The following is a 15,914-nucleotide window of genomic DNA, read 5'->3' on the forward strand; positions in this document are numbered from 1 at the left end:
CCGGACGCCTCATACTGGCTATGTGTACTTCCGATATAGAGGACCAACGGAATCGTATGTTATTGCACTTGGTTCCGCACCGGTATCCCGGCATGCGCAAGCCAGCCTCTACGGATGAAGCTATCCGACTAAGATCCCTGCCCGCACATTCACTTGACGCGGACGCACTTTATGTGAACTTAGCCGGTCCTTATGCCGAATGGAGAGACCATCGTCGCCTTGTCCACGCCGCCGGGAGAATCAGCCATCGCACTGATTCGGCTCAGCGGGCCGGACTGTTCGGCCCTCGGCCAGGCCATGAGCGGGCGTAAGTCCCCTCTGCGTCCGCGGGAGGCGCAGTTCTGTAAGTATCTATCAGCCAAAGACAAGCTGCTTGACGAGGTGGTGCTCACCTACTTTGGCGACGGCCGCTCTTTCACCGGTGAGGATGTCCTGGAGATTGCCTGTCACGGTAACCCGCTCATCATTCAAAATATTCTGGAGGACCTGCTGGCGCGCGGTTGCCGTGCGGCCGAGCCGGGCGAATTCACGCGGACTGCATTTTTGAACGGGAAGATGGACCTCAGCCAGGCCGAGGCGGTAGCGGATTTGATTCATGCCCGGTCGGAAAGAGGCATCGAGGCCGCGCAACGCCAGCTCCACGGCTCCGTAGGCCGTAAAATGAGCGAGTTAACGGAAAAGCTGCTCGGGGTGATGGCCCATCTGGAAGCGTACATCGACTTCCCGGAGGAAGATTTGCCCGGGGAAGACCAATCCGGCCCGGCGGCGGATCTGCGTGCATTGACCCTTGAGATCAAAGCCCTTATCGAAACACAGCACTACAACACGTTGCTCCACGATGGTGTCAAGGCGCTGATTGTCGGGGAGCCCAACGTGGGAAAGAGCAGTCTCATCAATGCACTCGTTGGCTCGGAGAGGTCGATTGTCAGTGAGATGCCGGGCACCACGCGTGATTACGTTTCGGCTTTTATCATGCTGGATGCATGGCGTATCGAGATATTGGATACAGCAGGACTGCATGAGGCCGGCGACAAGATCGAGCAGATCGGGATCAATCACACCATCGAACAGTCGGAGACCGCCGACAGCTTTCTTCTGGTGTTGGACAGCGCGGCGCCCTCCCCTACCCTGCCGCCTGCGCTGATGGAACGAATGCGCCCGGAGAATACACTCGTAGTCGAAAATAAAACCGATCTCGAAAATTCCAGGGAGATGTCGAACTTTCTCCCGGATTACCGTCACATCCGTTTATCTTTGCGTCAAGATAATGGGGTCACTGCCCTGCGTCAGAGCTGGCTGGAGCTGATCGAGTCCAGCTTGAACTTTCCCCAGATGGGCGGGGTTATTGTCAATGCCCGTCATGCGGCGGCGCTTGCGGAAGCAGTTGACTGTCTGGAGCTTGCATCAGAAAAGCTGCGCGACGGCGAGCTTTCGGAGCTGATTGCCGCCGACCTGCGGGATGCGGTCGATTCGATCGGCAAGGTTGTCGGCAAGGTGGACAACGAGCGCATGCTCGACAGTTTATTCAAACAATTTTGTATCGGGAAATGAGTGGCGGATTAAAACACGGGAAGCACCAACCCTACGACGTCATCGTTTGTGGCGCCGGTCATGCCGGGGTCGAGGCCGCGCTGGCGTCCGCCCGGCTCGGTGCCGATACCCTACTCCTCACCGGCAACCTCGACACCATTGCTCAGATGAGCTGCAATCCGGCAATCGGTGGCCAGGCAAAGGGACACATGGTGCGGGAGATCGATGCCTTGGGCGGGGAGATGGCCATCAACACGGATACCACCGCCATTCAGTTTCGCTTGCTCAATGCGTCCAAGGGGCCCGCGGTGCAGGCGCCGCGGGCGCAGTGCGATAAAAAGGCCTATCAATATCGCATGAAGCATGTCATCGAGCTCCAGGATAATCTGGATCTCTTTCAGGCCCTGGTACACGGGCTGATTTTTGAGGGGGATCGTGTTGTGGGTATCCGGACCAACCTCGATGTGGATTTCTACGCCAAGACCGTGGTGGTCACGACCGGCACCTTTTTGCGTGGGCTCATGCATGTCGGGCAGAATAAGAACGAAGGCGGGCGCATGGGCGATTTTTCCGCCAAGGGCCTTTCCGGGTCCTTCTTGGAGGCCGGGATTGAGCTCGAGCGTCTCAAGACCGGCACGCCGGCGCGCATTCTCGGTAGCAGTATCGATTTTAGTCATCTCGAGGAGCAAAAGGGGGACCCCGAGCCCACGCTCTTTGCATTCTACGATACCCGCGGTTTGAGTGAAATGTTCCACGTGGAACAATCCGAAGCCCGCGAAAAGGTCCTGCGGAAAATGTTCCACGTGGAACATTATGGCCAGGAGAAGCTCGGCTGGCTGCCGGGGGAGAAGCAAGTGTCCTGCTGGATGACTTATACGGGGGAGGCGACACAGAAGGTGGTGAAGGATAATTTGCATCTCTCGGCCATGTATTCTGGGGTGATTGAGGGCACGGGCCCGCGCTATTGTCCGAGTATCGAGGACAAGTTTGTCCGTTTTGCCGACAAGGACCGGCACATGCTCTTTTTGGAGCCGGAAGGGCGGAATACCAACGAATGGTACATCAATGGCCTCTCCACCAGTTTACCCTTCGAGGTGCAGCTGGAGATGTTGCGCAGTATCGATGGTCTGGAGCGGGTGCACATGCTGCGGCCGGCTTACGCGGTGGAGTATGACTTTGCCCCGCCCACGCAGCTTTATCCGAGCCTGGAATCGAAGAAGGTGGAGAATCTCTTTTTCGCCGGTCAGATCAATGGTACCAGTGGGTATGAAGAAGCCGCTGGCCAGGGATTGGTCGCCGGCGTCAACGCGGTGCAAAAGGTGAGGGGAGAGGAGCCGCTGGTTTTGCAGCGTCACGAAGCTTACCTCGGCGTCCTCATCGATGACCTTGTGACCAAGGGCACACAGGAGCCATACCGCATGTTCTCCAGTCGGGCGGAGCACCGGCTGTTGTTCAATCACCCGAGTGCGGAACTCCGCCTGCAAAGACACGCAGAGGGCTTGCAACTAGTTGATAAGGAAAGGCTTAAGCGCATTTCGGACAAGGCGAAGGCAGTGACGTCCTGGGTCGACCGATTGGAAAATGAGCGTTCGGAGGGGGAGACCTATGCTTTGAAATTGCGCCGTTCCCGCTCGCAGGACGACTTCCCGGAAGCGCTGAAAGCAGAGTCGCCTGAGGTCCGGCAGGAGGTGCACTACCGCATTGTTTTCAAGGGCTATCTGGAGCGGGAGCAGAAGCAAATCGAGAAGATGCGTCATATCGACAAGATCAAGCTACCGGAGGGCTTCGATTTCTCCGCGGTGAAAGGCCTGCGCAATGAAAGCGCCCAGAAGCTCAAAGAGATCGCCCCGCGCACCCTCGGGCAGGCCAGCCGCATCAGCGGGGTGAATCCGGCGGATATCAGCATCCTCATGGTCTATCTGGAAGCCAAAGGTCAAGCCAGACCATAGGCTGTTGCTTTGATCGAACAGGGAGGCAGCCAATGTCCTCTCCTCAAAGCTCTCTCCTCTAGTGCAGCGGTTGTCCAAAACCTTCTTATCCGAGTGGCTGTTTGGGGCTATGTTACAGGTAAGTCACACGGGTGTGTCATTCAGGTAAAATCCGTATCGATGTAGCATTCAAGCAGTTGTATAGCATTGACGCGGATTGAACCCTCTTTGCTACTAACTGAATTGTTACAAAATCGTGCTTTCGACTGGCACTGAACGTCTGAAATGACATATCGAGAATTATTGGAGAGAAAATGAACACCTCTAAATTGAAGCGTATTTTGGTCCTGGATGATGAACCGGACGTGACCGAGCTGCTTGAGTATAAACTCGAGCAGGAGGATTACAAAGTGACGGTTCTGAATGATCCGCTTTCCTTTGTTTCCAAGGTGCGTGAGTTCGAGCCGGACCTCATGATCCTCGACATCATGATGCCTGAGCTGAACGGCTTGCAGCTCTGCCGCATCGCCCGTTCGGATCCGGCCATGAAGGATATCCCGATCATCTTCCTGACCGCGAAGGGCGAAGCTGAAGACCGGATCAAGGGGCTGGAAACCGGCGCGGACGACTATATTTCTAAGCCATTCAATACCAAAGAGTTATTGTTAAGAGTAGGCAATATTCTCAATCGCGGGCAGCGGGTCGGTGCCGTCGCCGAGGTGAACCGGATCGAGATTGCCGGTGTGGTCATCGATGAGGAAATTCACCAACTGACGGTGGACGGGGAGAACGTTCCGCTCACTGCCACCGAGTTCCGCCTGCTCAAACTCCTGATGGAGCGGAAGGGGAGGGTGCAGTCGCGGGAACACTTGCTGGTGAACGTCTGGCACTACGATACCGATATCGAAACCAGAACCGTCGATACCCACGTCCGTCGCGTGCGGGAAAAGTTGGGCCCTTATGCCAATTTAATTGAAACTGTTCGTGGTGTCGGCTACCGGGCTGTGGATCTGTGATCCGCCCACATGTGGTAACGAGTCCGAAGCGGTTTTTTAACCGTTAATTGACGTGAATGCAGAGAATATGAATCGTTTAGTCATGCAAGGGGTGGCGTTCTGGCTTACAGTTAGGTCGATATGGGGATGTCTGTATCGAAAGAACAACAAGGGCAACTCGATGAGGGCAGTACGAACTCAGTGAGAAACCGTTGCAAGGATTGGAGAGAGTGCGGGGCTTGGGTCTAGATGTAGCGAGCGGCTTGCTGAAAGTTGCACTCTTCCACACTAATTTTGTAGCGATGGGCAGTCTAACCTGGTCGAACGGCACCCCCTACATGTGTTTCTGATCGACGACATAGGCTCGATTAGTCGACGTCTATGCCTTCACTCGCACACAAATTAACGTCAATTAACGGTTTAAAATTTCTCTGTCTTCTGTCTTCTGACTTCCGGCCTCTTATATAATGTCCTGGTTTCTTCTATTCGCCGCCCTCGTCTTGCTCGCGCTGCTTCTGCGGCGCATGCTGCACTTGCGGCGGCTGGTGCGTGAGCTGGCGGACGCGGCCCGGGCCAAGCGGCGTCTGCTGCCGCAGGAGTCCGAGCGCAAGCTGAAGTCGCTGGGGGTGGACACGCTGGTGCGTGAGCTCAATGCCGCGATTGATCGTTCGAATCACCACGAGGCTCAGAATGCCGGCTACTCGAAGCAAGTGGAGGCCATGCTGCGGGCGGTGCAGGAAGTGGTGATTGTCTTCAACGAGGAGCGCAAGGTGGAGTTTGCCAACCGGGCGGCCGAGTTTCTCTTTCGTGGGGGGCAGTCCCTCAACGGGCTGCGGCTCGACGGCGTCATGCGCTCGCTCACCTTGCTGGAACTTCTGGATGACCCGGAGGAATCCGAAGGCGGGAAGCCGCGTCAGATCCATCTCGAACAGGATAATGAGACGCTGTGGTTTGAAGCCTCCTGTGCCCCTGTACGCAGCGTGGAAGGGCATAAGGGCAGTTCCACGCTCCTGGTCCTGCACGATATCACCCAACTCAAAAAGCTGGAGGTGATGCGGCGCGACTTCGTGGCCAATGTTTCCCACGAGTTGCGTACACCGCTGACGATCATCAAAGGCTTTGCCGAGACTTTGGTCGAGGATGACAAATCCATCACGCCCGAGTCCCGGGTACGCTTTCTGGGAAAAATCGTCGATAATGCCGAACGCCTCAACGTTCTGGTGGAGGATTTGCTCACGCTCTCGCGGCTCGAGTCGAAGCCGGATCAACTCGAGCCGGTCGTGCAATCACTCAAAAGCCTGCTGGAGGACACGATCGAGAACTACCGCGCCCGAATCGGGTCCGGGACTCAGCTCATCGAACTGGACTACGATGAGCGGGTGGGGGACTTTGCCTTCGACCGGTTCCGTGTGAATCAGGTGCTGGATAATCTAATCGAAAATGTTTTTCGCTACGCGCCGGAGTTTACCCGGATCGATCTGAAAGTGAGACTCGACGAATCGGCGGACCTGGTGGTTTGCTCGGTCCAAGATGATGGCCCTGGTATTCCCGAAAAAGACCTCTCGCACGTGTTTGAGCGCTTTTACCGGGTCGATAAAGGCCGCTCACGCGAGCGGGGTGGCACCGGGCTGGGGCTGAGCATCGTCAAGCACATCATTCAGCTCCACGGCGGCACCGTGCGGGCCCAGCGCAGCGAGAGCGGCGGGACGCAGATCGTCTTTACGCTCCCGTATACCTGCGAGTTACCTGCGGATTCTTGATACAAGGGGTGTGAGAAGTCACCGACGGTGCGCCTGTGGTATTCGCTCGCTATGAGGTGATGACGCGCTGTGGGCATGCCTTTTGCGCGCTTGTTCAGCCGGTTCTTCTCCTAGCTCCCAGCTATGCCGTAAAAGGGCATGGTTGGATTGTAAGTTTTTATCATTAGGGACTTGTTCACCTTACGCTTCATAGATTTTTTTGAGTTTCCTGAAATTCTTGGAAGTCTACAAATAACCCTAACAACCCTAACTCTATGATGAATCGCAGAACGAAGTCCTGCCGCACCGCTGTGCGTTACCTGTCAATCATCGCGGGCGGCTCGCTGCTCGCCCTCACCTCTGCCTCCGCTGTCGATTACTACTGGGACAGCAACGATGGAACCTCAGGGTTCGGTTCTGCCGATGGCACCTGGCTGACCCCGACCCCCAGCACCGCCACCAGTGGCTTCAGCACGGATTCAACTGGGTCGACCGCGATTTCCGGCAACCCGGACGTCTCCACCACCACGGCTGACAATATCTTTTTCGGTACCTCCACAAATGTGGATCTCGATCCTGACCCCGATCCTCTCGTCGATGGCTTCGATGGTGTAATCACGATCGATGGCACAGTCAGTGCGAATAGTATCTACTTTGCTAGCAGCGTACCCAACTGGGTTGCCGGAACAAATCCGGTGCTCAATTTTTCGGCGGAAGGCTCCTACTACCACGGGACAAATGGCACTCACAGGCTTCCGACTGTTGAACTGACGGGCGCTACTATCAGCATGACCTGGCTGAATGAATACGCCGACAATCTTATTATCGAGGATGTCACGAACCACGCGGCGATGAACATTCACGCCGGCAAAGGTAATCTAGTGATCGATGGCTTACCGAACGATGGTGAAACCGTCACGGAAATTGGCACGCCTTTCGATGATGGCTCCGGAAGCGGCACGCCCCTGGTTGTCTCAGGTGGATCGCTTCGACTGCTGCCCGACTTTCCCTATGCCAGCGTGAGCGAGTTCAATGCGGCTCACCCCCTCACCTTCACCACCGACGAAAATGCCGGATTTGATCCCCGCAACTTCGCATTCACGGTGGACTCCGACCTCGCACTGGGCACGGGGGCTTTCCTTGCCATCGGCTCCGGCAGCTCTGCACTCATTATCGATGCCGCCCAAACCCATACCGGTGGCACGCGTATCATGGGGGGCAATCTTACGGTAAGCGACAATTCCCAACTCGGGAACATCACCGGCGAGCTACTCTTCGGCAGCGGCACGACGGAATACGGCGAGGGCACACTCGTCATCACCGGGAACACCTTTACCGACTTTGGCGCACGCCCCTTCGCCGTCACCCCGGATAAGGGTGCCCGTTTCAACATCGTCGAAGCCGATCATACCTTCACCTTGGATAAAGTGCTGCCCGCCGACATGGGCCAGCCCTTCCGCAAATACGGTGCCGGAACCATGGTTCTTGACGCAACCAACCTACATACGACGAACACCGACATCTATGAAGGCACCCTTCTCGTTAATGGTGATCAGACTGCTGCGACAGGCTTGACTGACGTGCGGTCCGGCTCGCTGCTCGGCGGCACTGGCATCATCGGCGGCAATGTGACCGTCGAAAACACCAGTGGACTCAGCTTTGACATCAGCACCGCTCCCGGGAGCCACGATAAACTGGATGTCGTGGGGACATTGACTTTCGAGAACGCAAGCGGATGTGTGCTCAACATCACCGCCAGCAGCGAGGACGCGACTACCGGGACTTACACTCTGCTCACCGCAGCCGGTGGTTTCGCCAATGCAAACATCCCCGGCACGGTCAACCTGCCCAGTGGCTGGAGTGCGGATGCCCCGTCTATTGTCGGCAACGACCTCGTGATCAACATTACCTCTCTCGGGGGTGGTACCGACTACGCCACCTGGGCCGGCGACTTCGTGGGCTTCACCGATACCACCGAGGACCTCGACTTCGATAACGGCGGCCTGGAATCCGCGGTGGAATATGTTTTGGGCGGCGACCCCACCGACGCCACCGACGATGCGGGGAAAGCCCCCAACAGCACCGTGGACGCAACCAACCTGATTTTTACCTTTGTGCGCGACCAGGCCTCCATCCACCCGAACACCGCCGTGACCGTCGATGTCGGGACCGATCTTTCGACCTGGCCGGATGCCTACTCCGTGGGAGCGGATACTGCCGAATCCGACGAGGGCGTCTCGGTGAGCAAGGATGACCCCGAAGTAGGCTTCGACACCGTGACGGTCACCGTGCCCAAGTCGCCGGATACGAAGAAATTCGCAAAACTGAGTGTTGCGATCACGCCATAAACATCTTATATTAATTAGACTGTTTACCTTAGAACACCATTTACACGAATTTGAACTTGCGCATTAACCTTGTGCTCCTAGATTAACCCAACAATTATTTAATTATGAAGACCCCGACCATTTTTTCCGTGCTGCTCGCAGGGGCGGCTCTTTTTTCGACTTCATCGCTGAGCGCAGCTGAAACTGATCCGATCGGTTACGTGACTATAGATGCGCCATCAGGTACTAACTTAATTTCATTGCCACTGCAAAAATCTAAGATTTTTCAAGGTGCTGTAACTGCAGTGGATGGCGGCACAATAAGCGCGGCTTTCCCTGACTTAGGAACAGACTTTATGTACGTACAAGTAACTGAGTCAGATAACGCGGAGGGGGAAATTGCGACCATTACGAGTGTCGGAGAAGGTACTGTAGAAGTTTCTCCGGCAATTTCTGGCTTAGCTGTTGGCGATATTTTGTGTGTCCGACCACATTTAACATTATCAGATGTCAAAGCTTCACCTGAATTCACAGATGGCACCTCACTAGTTGTTTTTACGTCTGAAGGTAATCGCGAATCATTTACTTACTTCTCGGCATCAACGTTGGGGTTGCCTGATGGGCTTTGGGCAGATTCAGCCTCTGAAGACGCTTCTGGGGTCGCGATCCTTCCAGGCGAAGGATTTGTATTATCAAACAATGGTCCTACTACATCGCTTGTAGTAACTGGCGCTGTGTCCACAGATTCTATTAAGGTTCCTTTTGGTGGTACGTTTTCCATTGCAGGGACGCTTAATCCATCAGAAGGAATTACAATGAAGCAGGCATTTGGTGATCTTCCGATTGGTACTACGATTTCAGTCAAATCATCCGATGGAAATCTCACGACAACTGCAGGATACGAAATTTTCGATAGTGCAGTGCTCGGATTGGGGACTGGTAAAACATTTGTTCGCGATGGTACAGATAATGGCGATGACGATCTTGTATCTGCCAACGATGCACTAGTTATTGCTACACCTTCAGGCACAGATGGTGTTCTGCTGCCAGCAGCTTACACCAGCGCAGAATAAATGTAGCACTGTCTTTAATAAAATATCTACTTAACATTATGAAAATAAAAACAGGAATTCTTGCATTACTTTTAGTTTCGTCATCGTTATTGGGCCAGAATATCAACTTTACCGTCGAGAAGGGTGAGTTGTTCACGGCTTCAGGTAATGTATTTCGGAACTCTGACAACTCCGTTGATATTAGAGATAATTTTACCGTCTGGGCGGGCTTTGCTCAGGGTGCTTCGTTGACGAATTTTGAAACAGGTCTATCTAATTTTAACAGTACATCAGATCTAGAGGGCCTTAATACAACTCTCGGATCTATCGCATGGACAGCGGTTCCTCAAGCAAGCGGCATTCTTGCAGGGGTCAATGATTATGGTTTGAATGATAAAGAAGGTACTGTCGGGGACACTCCTCTTCTATTGATTACGAGTTCAAGTAGTTTTGATAACCTTACCAGTGGCGATCAAGTTGGGTTAGTTGGTAGTACGACGACAGTAGTTGAACTTGCTACTCTGACAGTTAATTTTAATGGCGGTAACTCCTGGGATACTGAATATCTTGGTTCACTCGGTTCATTGACGCTACAGGCAGTTCCAGAACCGTCTGCATTTGCTTTAATTGCCGGCTGCTTCGGTCTTGCTTGGGTGATGGTGCGCCGTCGCAGCTAAGCACGACATATAGATTTTACAAAGCCCCACCTAGTGTGGGGCTTTTTTTGTTAACCAACAAAAAGAAGTCATGTGGTATCTCCTGTAGTTAACCCTGGTTCGTTTGTAAAATTAGCCTCTTTGATGGCCCGCAGTATACGGATCAAGAGGGAGAACGGGATCGACCGCATCTTCACCGGGGAACAATCGGCAAGATCTGTCCATCAACGATGGCAGACAGCAAGCGTCCGAGCGATGTTTGAGCCCTCTATACAATGCGCGTGGGTGCTGGAGGGCTCTTGTGTGATGGCGAATTACTTCCACTAGGTCGTGCGGACGACGAGAGGAAATTTGATGTAGAAGAGATGGAGGCCTGCCGGAGATGGCGTAGCATTTTGACACCGCTTATGAACTTATTGGGAAGTGAATAAAAAGAGAGTCAGCCCCTCCCGCTTCACCATGCGAGTTTCCACTGGCGGGATCTACGACATAAGCGTAAAGTTAGCGAATATTAGCGGTCTCCGGCTCTGTCGGACAAAAACACTTCGAAGAAAAGTAGAAATACTTATCGGATTCGATCCGATTTGGCTATTCTGAATCCTGCCGACTACTTTTTTCACATCCGTCAGAACGCCGTTGACTTGTACGGGCGTAATTTTGTGTCGAAGGAACACTATTCCGCACTCTCTTGTGCGGGTTCCGTTTTCGGGTCGCTGAGTTCGGCTTGTGCCTTTTTTAAGGCCTGACGAATCTCATCCATACGGGCCCCACTTAATTTGGCGCCCTCTTTATCGGCTGAAGCATGCATGGTCTCAAAGCGTTCGAGAACCGAATCCCCGCGAATTTCGAGGGCATGGGAAAGTGCCTTTTCCAAACTGGCTTTGGGCTCATGCTTAAAGCGGAGATACCAGGCGTTGCGTTCCAACGCAGCCGTCACGAGATGATTATCGATGACCGCTTCCAGATTGGCTTTTGATTGTGGGTCGGCATTGGCCCCCACCTGTTCATACAGATTGACGAAGTTGTTCAGCTGACCAGTTAAGGCGATGGCCCGTGTGTTGGAAGCCCCGTAGCGGGCCCCGAACTCAAATATGGCGATGGCTGCGAAGACCATGGCCAGGGGTAGAAGGAGTGCCTTGAGTTTATCCATAACTGAGTGGGTTGATTTTTGGCAACCGGTACTGGGGACATTAAATGCACCTCGCATCGCAGCTGTCGATGTTGTTTCTCGACCTCGCTGGCACCACCTCAACAAGCTCGGGTCGGAAGGCGGGTTTGTTGCGCGGATCAGATATTACATGGAAGAGAAATCATCGCAGCGATGTGATGCCGATCACGTCCCCAAGGTGACGCAATCCCGCACATTTCGGTTTTTCGACCTGACTGGCGTCAGTTCGCTACGTGAATCAATTTTCGGCACGAGTTCCTCCCATCGTAGTGACGTGATGTGAATCACGTCTCGACCGCTTACTCGATTTCGCGTATCTGGGTGCTGTCGATGAGTTTCTCGCCGGCGTACATTTTGGTGATCACGACCATGGGGTCGCCGGGCTTGCACCAGCCGGAATGGGTGAGGCGCTCGAAGCCGCGTTGGATGGTGGTTTCGTGGTCGTGGTCGAACTCCATGAAGGTGGGCTCGACGCCGCGCATAATCAGAAGCTGCTTAAAAAGGACCGGATTATCGGTAAACGCGTAAATCGGCACACTGCAACGGAGCGAAGAGAGCTTTTGGGCAAAGATCCCGCGGCGGGTGAACACCATGAGGGCTCCGTTCAGGTCGGCGGCCAGGTAGGCGGCGGAGCGCAGCATCATGGAGCGGGGCAGGTGCAGCGGAATGTCCTTGCGGATCACGTCCGTTCCTTCTTCCGACTCGATGCGCTGGGCGATACGCTTAATGGTTTCCACGCATTCAACCGGATATTTCCCGACCGTGGTTTCCCCGGAGAGCATGACACAGTCCGCCTGTTCGCGAATGGCGTTGGCGATATCGGTGACTTCCGCGCGGGTGGGGAGGGGCGACTCGATCATCGACTCGAGCATGTGGGTGGCGACGATGACCGGTTTGGTATTGCGGATGCAGCAATTGATGGCCTCGGTCTGGATAATGGGCAGGTCTTCAAAGGGGCATTCGATCCCCAGGTCGCCACGTGCCACCATCAGACCGTCGGAAGCTTTAATGATATCGACCAGATTACTGATCGCCTGTTGATCCTCGATTTTGGCGATAATCTTGGCACTGGAACCGTGCTTTTCCAGATAGGCGTGGAACTCCTCGAGGTCTTTGGCCTCCCGGACGAAGGAGAGGGCGAAAAAGTCGATGGCTTCCTCGATCCCGACATCGACATCGCCCTGATCTTTTTTCGTCAATGCGGGCAGGTTGACCCGGATCCCGGGAAGGTTGATGTGGCGACGGTTCCCCATGGGGCCGGGGATGAGGACTTTGCAGCGGACCCGCTGCCCGTCGATTTCCAGCACTTCCAGACGAATCAGGCCGCTGTCGACCAGCACGGTATCACCCACATTCATGTCGTTGGCAAAACTCGGGTAGTTGACATCCACGCGGCGGACACCGTCCTCGCCCGTGCTGCCGACCCCCTTGCCAAAGGTGAAGTCGAAGATCTCGCCTTCCTTCAGTTGGTAGGATTCCGGGACATCGCCGGTGCGGATTTCCGGCCCCTTTACATCCATAAGGATGGCAATATGACGGCCCACGCGATCGCACACCTTGCGCACGCGGCGGATAATCTCGCGCGACCAGTCATGGTCGGCATGCGCCATATTGATCCGGCAGATGTCGACACCCGCAAGAATGAGTTTCTCAAGGGTCGCCTCGTCCTGCGTGGCCGGACCGATGGTGAAAATGATTTTGGTTTTCTGGTGTGCGCGTTGCATGTGGTTTCTGCCTCAAATAGCTTGCTTGAGCATAGCAGGGGAGGTGCCGATCTCGGGATCGACGACCTCAACAGACAATTTGTCTCCGAGCCCGGCAAACTTTTCCTGTACGAGGGCGACGTTATTACAATCCTTACTCAGGTGCCCCAAATAGACTTTTTGCAGGCGGCTTTGTGGGAGGATGGCTTCCAGCGCCTCGTAGGTGGCCGAATTCGAAAGATGACCGTGCCGCCCACGAATGCGCTGTTTGATCGACCAGGGGCGTCTTTCGTCGCGTTCGAGGAGTTCCTCGTCGTAGTTCGCCTCGATCACCAGAGTGTCCACCTCCCGGATATGCTCCCGCACATGGGCCGGTACGTAGCCGAGGTCGGTAATCCAGGCCAGGCTGCCCGGGCGGGCAAACAGGTCGCCCTCCTCGCCCCAGGAAAAGGTAAACCCGACCGGGTCGAAGGCGTCGTGCGGCAGCCGAAAAGAACGGACACGCAGATCGCGGAACGGAAAGGCCGTGCCGGTTTGAAAATGCTGCCAGTTCACCCGCTTGCGGCAGTATTTCGCCTGCACGGCGTCGGCGGTATCGCGGTTGGCATAGACCGGCAAATCGCTGCGCTTGGCGAGCCCGCGCAGGCCCTGGGCATGGTCGCCGTGCTCGTGAGTGAGAAAGACGGCATCGATCGAATCAATGGATTCGCCGATGCTTTCCAGCATTTGCTCGATCCGTTTGGCCGAAAAACCGGCGTCGAGCAGGACCTTGGTATGCGCGGTTTGGAGAAGCGCGCAGTTGCCACTGCTACTTGAACCGAGTATCCTGAAGCTGACCGACATGAACTCTGAATTTGTAAGCGACGGGCCCGGCCGGTAAAGCATTAATGCGTTCGACTCATAAGATTGGCAGTTTCCGGACCGGAGTGTCGATGCAACATCCCATCCATATCGCTCGGGGAAAAGAATGATTTTTACAACCGCTTCGTTAGAGAGGGGAGGAAGGGAGTTGTTTACTTGGGAAGCGAGAGACGCCGAATACCCTCTTTAAGATGACGACATTGAAGTTGATCAAAAGTCCGACTTTGCAGTCTGTCCGCTTCATGTAGGTTATAAGTTGCGCTTGGTGTATCGCCGCAAGTTCTTTGACGACTTTCAGTTCGACAATGACTTTCCCATCCGCGATCAGGTCGAGAGTGAAATCCTCATCCAATTCAAGGTCTTTGTATTTAAGTTGAAGCTTCACCTGCCGCCTCACTTCGATACCGCGCAGCTTAAGCTCATGTGCGAGGCTTTTCTCGTAAATACTCTCAATAAGCCCAGGCCCCCAGTGGCTATGCACCTCCATGGCCGCGCCAACAATGATCCCAGTGAGTTCAGTGTATTCGTCCATGAAATGAACTTTTAACAATCGTTGCTGATGGTAACTGAAAGCTTCCCTCCCTTCCTCGCCCGAAGGGCTCTCTAGCGCAGCGGTTGTAAAATAATATCAGAAGAGAGAGGGCAGAGGTAGGCCGGGAATGACGCCAAATTATTTCGACATTGCCTGCTTCAACTAAATCGGGGCGTTCAAAGATATTTTGAGTCATTGATTTTGCACGTCTGCTTCTGCCCTCCGGCCTCTGTCTTCTGATACCTCTCTTATGCGCTTGCCAGCGGGCGGGGGAGTCTTTTTCCTCCCAGGTCCGAATCTCGCGCCGGAGGCTTGCGCATGATGCCTTCTTCCGACAGAGTATTATGATGTAAGGGCAGCCCGCCCACAGCGATTTTTAGACATGAGCAGCGATAACAGTCAGTCTTCGCGGGACCAGTTGGATCAGCCGCGTGCACAGCCGAGCAAGTTCTATGACAAGAACTTCGTGCTTTCGGATGCCTACCGCGCGGGGCTGCCTGACATGCAGAATGCCGACGCCCTGGAAATTTACGGCGCCAACGTGCCCATTCTGAAGGTCGGGATTTCCAACTTCCGGCTACCGCTGCGCTACATCACATCAAGTTCGGACACCCATACCCTGGAAACCTCGGTGACGGGTACCGTCTCATTGGAGGCCAATCAGAAGGGGATCAATATGTCGCGGATCATGCGGGTTTTCTACGATTTTGAGGACCGTATTTTCACGCCGGACCTCCTGCGCGAGGTCTTGACGGAATACAAAAAGCAGATTCACGCCCACCGGGCCCAGCTGCGGCTCGACTTCGAATATCCCATCATGAAGTCCAGCCTGCGCAGCGGCTTACAGGGCTGGCAATACTACCGCTCCGGTTTTGAAGGTAAAATCGACGAGTTGAACCGCTTCCGTAAATACATCCACTTCGATTTTATTTACTCTTCCGCCTGCCCCTGCTCCTCCGAGCTTTCCGAGCATGCCCGCGAAAGCCGCGACGTTTATGGAATCCCGCATTCGCAGCGTAGCACTGCACGGGTGAGCGTGGAGATCGCCGACGGGCAGCACCTTTCCATCGAAGAGCTGCAGGCCATCTGCCTGGAGGCGCTGCAGACGGAGACACAGGTCATGGTTAAGCGCGAAGACGAGCAGGCCTTTGCCGAAATGAACGGCGCCTTTACCAAATTTGTGGAGGATGCCGCACGCCTGCTCTACGAGCAACTGGACGCCGAGCCCAAGATCGTGGATTTCCAAGTGGCCTGCGCCCACCTCGAATCCCTGCACTCGCACGATGCGGTCGCCGTGATCAACAAAGGCGTACCGGGTGGCTTTACCGGTCAGTTCGACGACTTCAAGAGCCTGATCCGGTAGTGGCTCCGCTTGCAGATGCCAGTATGCCATAAATTATTACTCTAGAAAGAGTCGTCAGAG

12 protein-coding genes are annotated in these 15,914 nt (G+C 54.7%); 8 read left to right on the forward strand and 4 right to left on the reverse strand.

Features of this window, described 5'->3' with window-relative positions:
* Nucleotides 1–192 precede the first annotated feature (192 nt).
* From mnmE to DDZ13_RS01125, 7 genes are all read left to right on the forward strand, one after another.
* Nucleotides 193–1,551, forward strand: a complete 1,359-nt coding sequence (gene mnmE, locus DDZ13_RS01100) for a tRNA uridine-5-carboxymethylaminomethyl(34) synthesis GTPase MnmE (RefSeq protein ID WP_110129576.1) — start codon at nucleotides 193–195, stop codon at nucleotides 1,549–1,551.
* Entirely contained in the window at nucleotides 1,548–3,479 is a 1,932-nt protein-coding gene (locus DDZ13_RS01105; protein ID WP_110129577.1) for a tRNA uridine-5-carboxymethylaminomethyl modification enzyme MnmG/GidA, read from the forward strand. Before mnmE ends, DDZ13_RS01105 begins: the two co-directional genes overlap by 4 nt.
* Before the next feature lie 293 nt (nucleotides 3,480–3,772).
* Entirely contained in the window at nucleotides 3,773–4,474 is a 702-nt protein-coding gene (locus tag DDZ13_RS01110; protein WP_110129578.1) for a response regulator, read from the forward strand.
* Between the two features lie 446 nt (nucleotides 4,475–4,920).
* Nucleotides 4,921–6,213, forward strand: a complete 1,293-nt coding sequence (locus DDZ13_RS01115; protein ID WP_110129579.1) for a sensor histidine kinase — start codon at nucleotides 4,921–4,923, stop codon at nucleotides 6,211–6,213.
* 254 nt (nucleotides 6,214–6,467) lie between these two features.
* Nucleotides 6,468–8,540 (forward strand): hypothetical protein, encoded by a 2,073-nt coding sequence (locus tag DDZ13_RS01120; RefSeq protein ID WP_110129580.1) that lies wholly within the window; start codon nucleotides 6,468–6,470, stop codon nucleotides 8,538–8,540.
* A gap of 104 nt (nucleotides 8,541–8,644) precedes the next feature.
* On the forward strand, nucleotides 8,645–9,592 hold the full coding sequence (locus DDZ13_RS15290; protein WP_146209188.1) for a hypothetical protein: 948 nt from the start codon (nucleotides 8,645–8,647) through the stop codon (nucleotides 9,590–9,592).
* 38 nt (nucleotides 9,593–9,630) lie between these two features.
* On the forward strand, nucleotides 9,631–10,248 hold the full coding sequence (locus DDZ13_RS01125) for a hypothetical protein (protein ID WP_146209189.1): 618 nt from the start codon (nucleotides 9,631–9,633) through the stop codon (nucleotides 10,246–10,248).
* 652 nt (nucleotides 10,249–10,900) lie between these two features.
* Here the strand turns inward: DDZ13_RS01125 and DDZ13_RS01130 are convergent.
* The 4 genes from DDZ13_RS01130 to DDZ13_RS01145 all read right to left on the reverse strand — a co-directional run bounded on the left by DDZ13_RS01130 (nucleotide 10,901) and on the right by DDZ13_RS01145 (nucleotide 14,491).
* Nucleotides 10,901–11,377: a hypothetical protein gene (locus DDZ13_RS01130; RefSeq protein WP_110129582.1), complete on the reverse strand. Its 477-nt coding sequence runs from the start codon at nucleotides 11,375–11,377 to the stop codon at nucleotides 10,901–10,903.
* A gap of 317 nt (nucleotides 11,378–11,694) precedes the next feature.
* Complete coding sequence (pyk, locus tag DDZ13_RS01135) at nucleotides 11,695–13,119, reverse strand: pyruvate kinase (protein WP_110129583.1); 1,425 nt, start codon at nucleotides 13,117–13,119, stop codon at nucleotides 11,695–11,697.
* Between the two features lie 12 nt (nucleotides 13,120–13,131).
* Nucleotides 13,132–13,941, reverse strand: coding sequence for an MBL fold metallo-hydrolase (locus DDZ13_RS01140; protein WP_110129584.1), 810 nt, complete (start codon nucleotides 13,939–13,941; stop codon nucleotides 13,132–13,134).
* A gap of 145 nt (nucleotides 13,942–14,086) precedes the next feature.
* Nucleotides 14,087–14,491 (reverse strand): GxxExxY protein, encoded by a 405-nt coding sequence (locus tag DDZ13_RS01145; RefSeq protein ID WP_110129585.1) that lies wholly within the window; start codon nucleotides 14,489–14,491, stop codon nucleotides 14,087–14,089.
* Nucleotides 14,492–14,873: 382 nt separating this feature from the next.
* Between DDZ13_RS01145 and folE2 the strand changes: the two genes are divergently transcribed.
* On the forward strand, nucleotides 14,874–15,854 hold the full coding sequence (gene folE2 / locus DDZ13_RS01150) for a GTP cyclohydrolase FolE2 (RefSeq protein ID WP_110129586.1): 981 nt from the start codon (nucleotides 14,874–14,876) through the stop codon (nucleotides 15,852–15,854).
* Nucleotides 15,855–15,914: the final 60 nt, after the last annotated feature.

Origin of the sequence: Coraliomargarita sinensis (assembly GCF_003185655.1) — a bacterium.
Lineage (GTDB): Bacteria > Verrucomicrobiota > Verrucomicrobiia > Opitutales > Coraliomargaritaceae > Coraliomargarita_B > Coraliomargarita_B sinensis.

Coding starts and splice junctions, on each gene's coding strand:
- DDZ13_RS01110 (WP_110129578.1), top strand. CDS start 3,773: ATGAACACCTCTAAATTGAAGCGTATTTTGGTCCTGGATGATGAACCG.
- DDZ13_RS01140 (WP_110129584.1), bottom strand. CDS start 13,941: ATGTCGGTCAGCTTCAGGATACTCGGTTCAAGTAGCAGTGGCAACTGC.
- DDZ13_RS15290 (WP_146209188.1), top strand. CDS start 8,645: ATGAAGACCCCGACCATTTTTTCCGTGCTGCTCGCAGGGGCGGCTCTT.
- DDZ13_RS01120 (WP_110129580.1), top strand. CDS start 6,468: ATGATGAATCGCAGAACGAAGTCCTGCCGCACCGCTGTGCGTTACCTG.
- DDZ13_RS01130 (WP_110129582.1), bottom strand. CDS start 11,377: ATGGATAAACTCAAGGCACTCCTTCTACCCCTGGCCATGGTCTTCGCA.
- pyk (WP_110129583.1), bottom strand. CDS start 13,119: ATGCAACGCGCACACCAGAAAACCAAAATCATTTTCACCATCGGTCCG.
- folE2 (WP_110129586.1), top strand. CDS start 14,874: ATGAGCAGCGATAACAGTCAGTCTTCGCGGGACCAGTTGGATCAGCCG.
- DDZ13_RS01145 (WP_110129585.1), bottom strand. CDS start 14,491: ATGGACGAATACACTGAACTCACTGGGATCATTGTTGGCGCGGCCATG.
- DDZ13_RS01125 (WP_146209189.1), top strand. CDS start 9,631: ATGAAAATAAAAACAGGAATTCTTGCATTACTTTTAGTTTCGTCATCG.
- DDZ13_RS01105 (WP_110129577.1), top strand. CDS start 1,548: ATGAGTGGCGGATTAAAACACGGGAAGCACCAACCCTACGACGTCATC.
- mnmE (WP_110129576.1), top strand. CDS start 193: ATGCCGAATGGAGAGACCATCGTCGCCTTGTCCACGCCGCCGGGAGAA.
- DDZ13_RS01115 (WP_110129579.1), top strand. CDS start 4,921: ATGTCCTGGTTTCTTCTATTCGCCGCCCTCGTCTTGCTCGCGCTGCTT.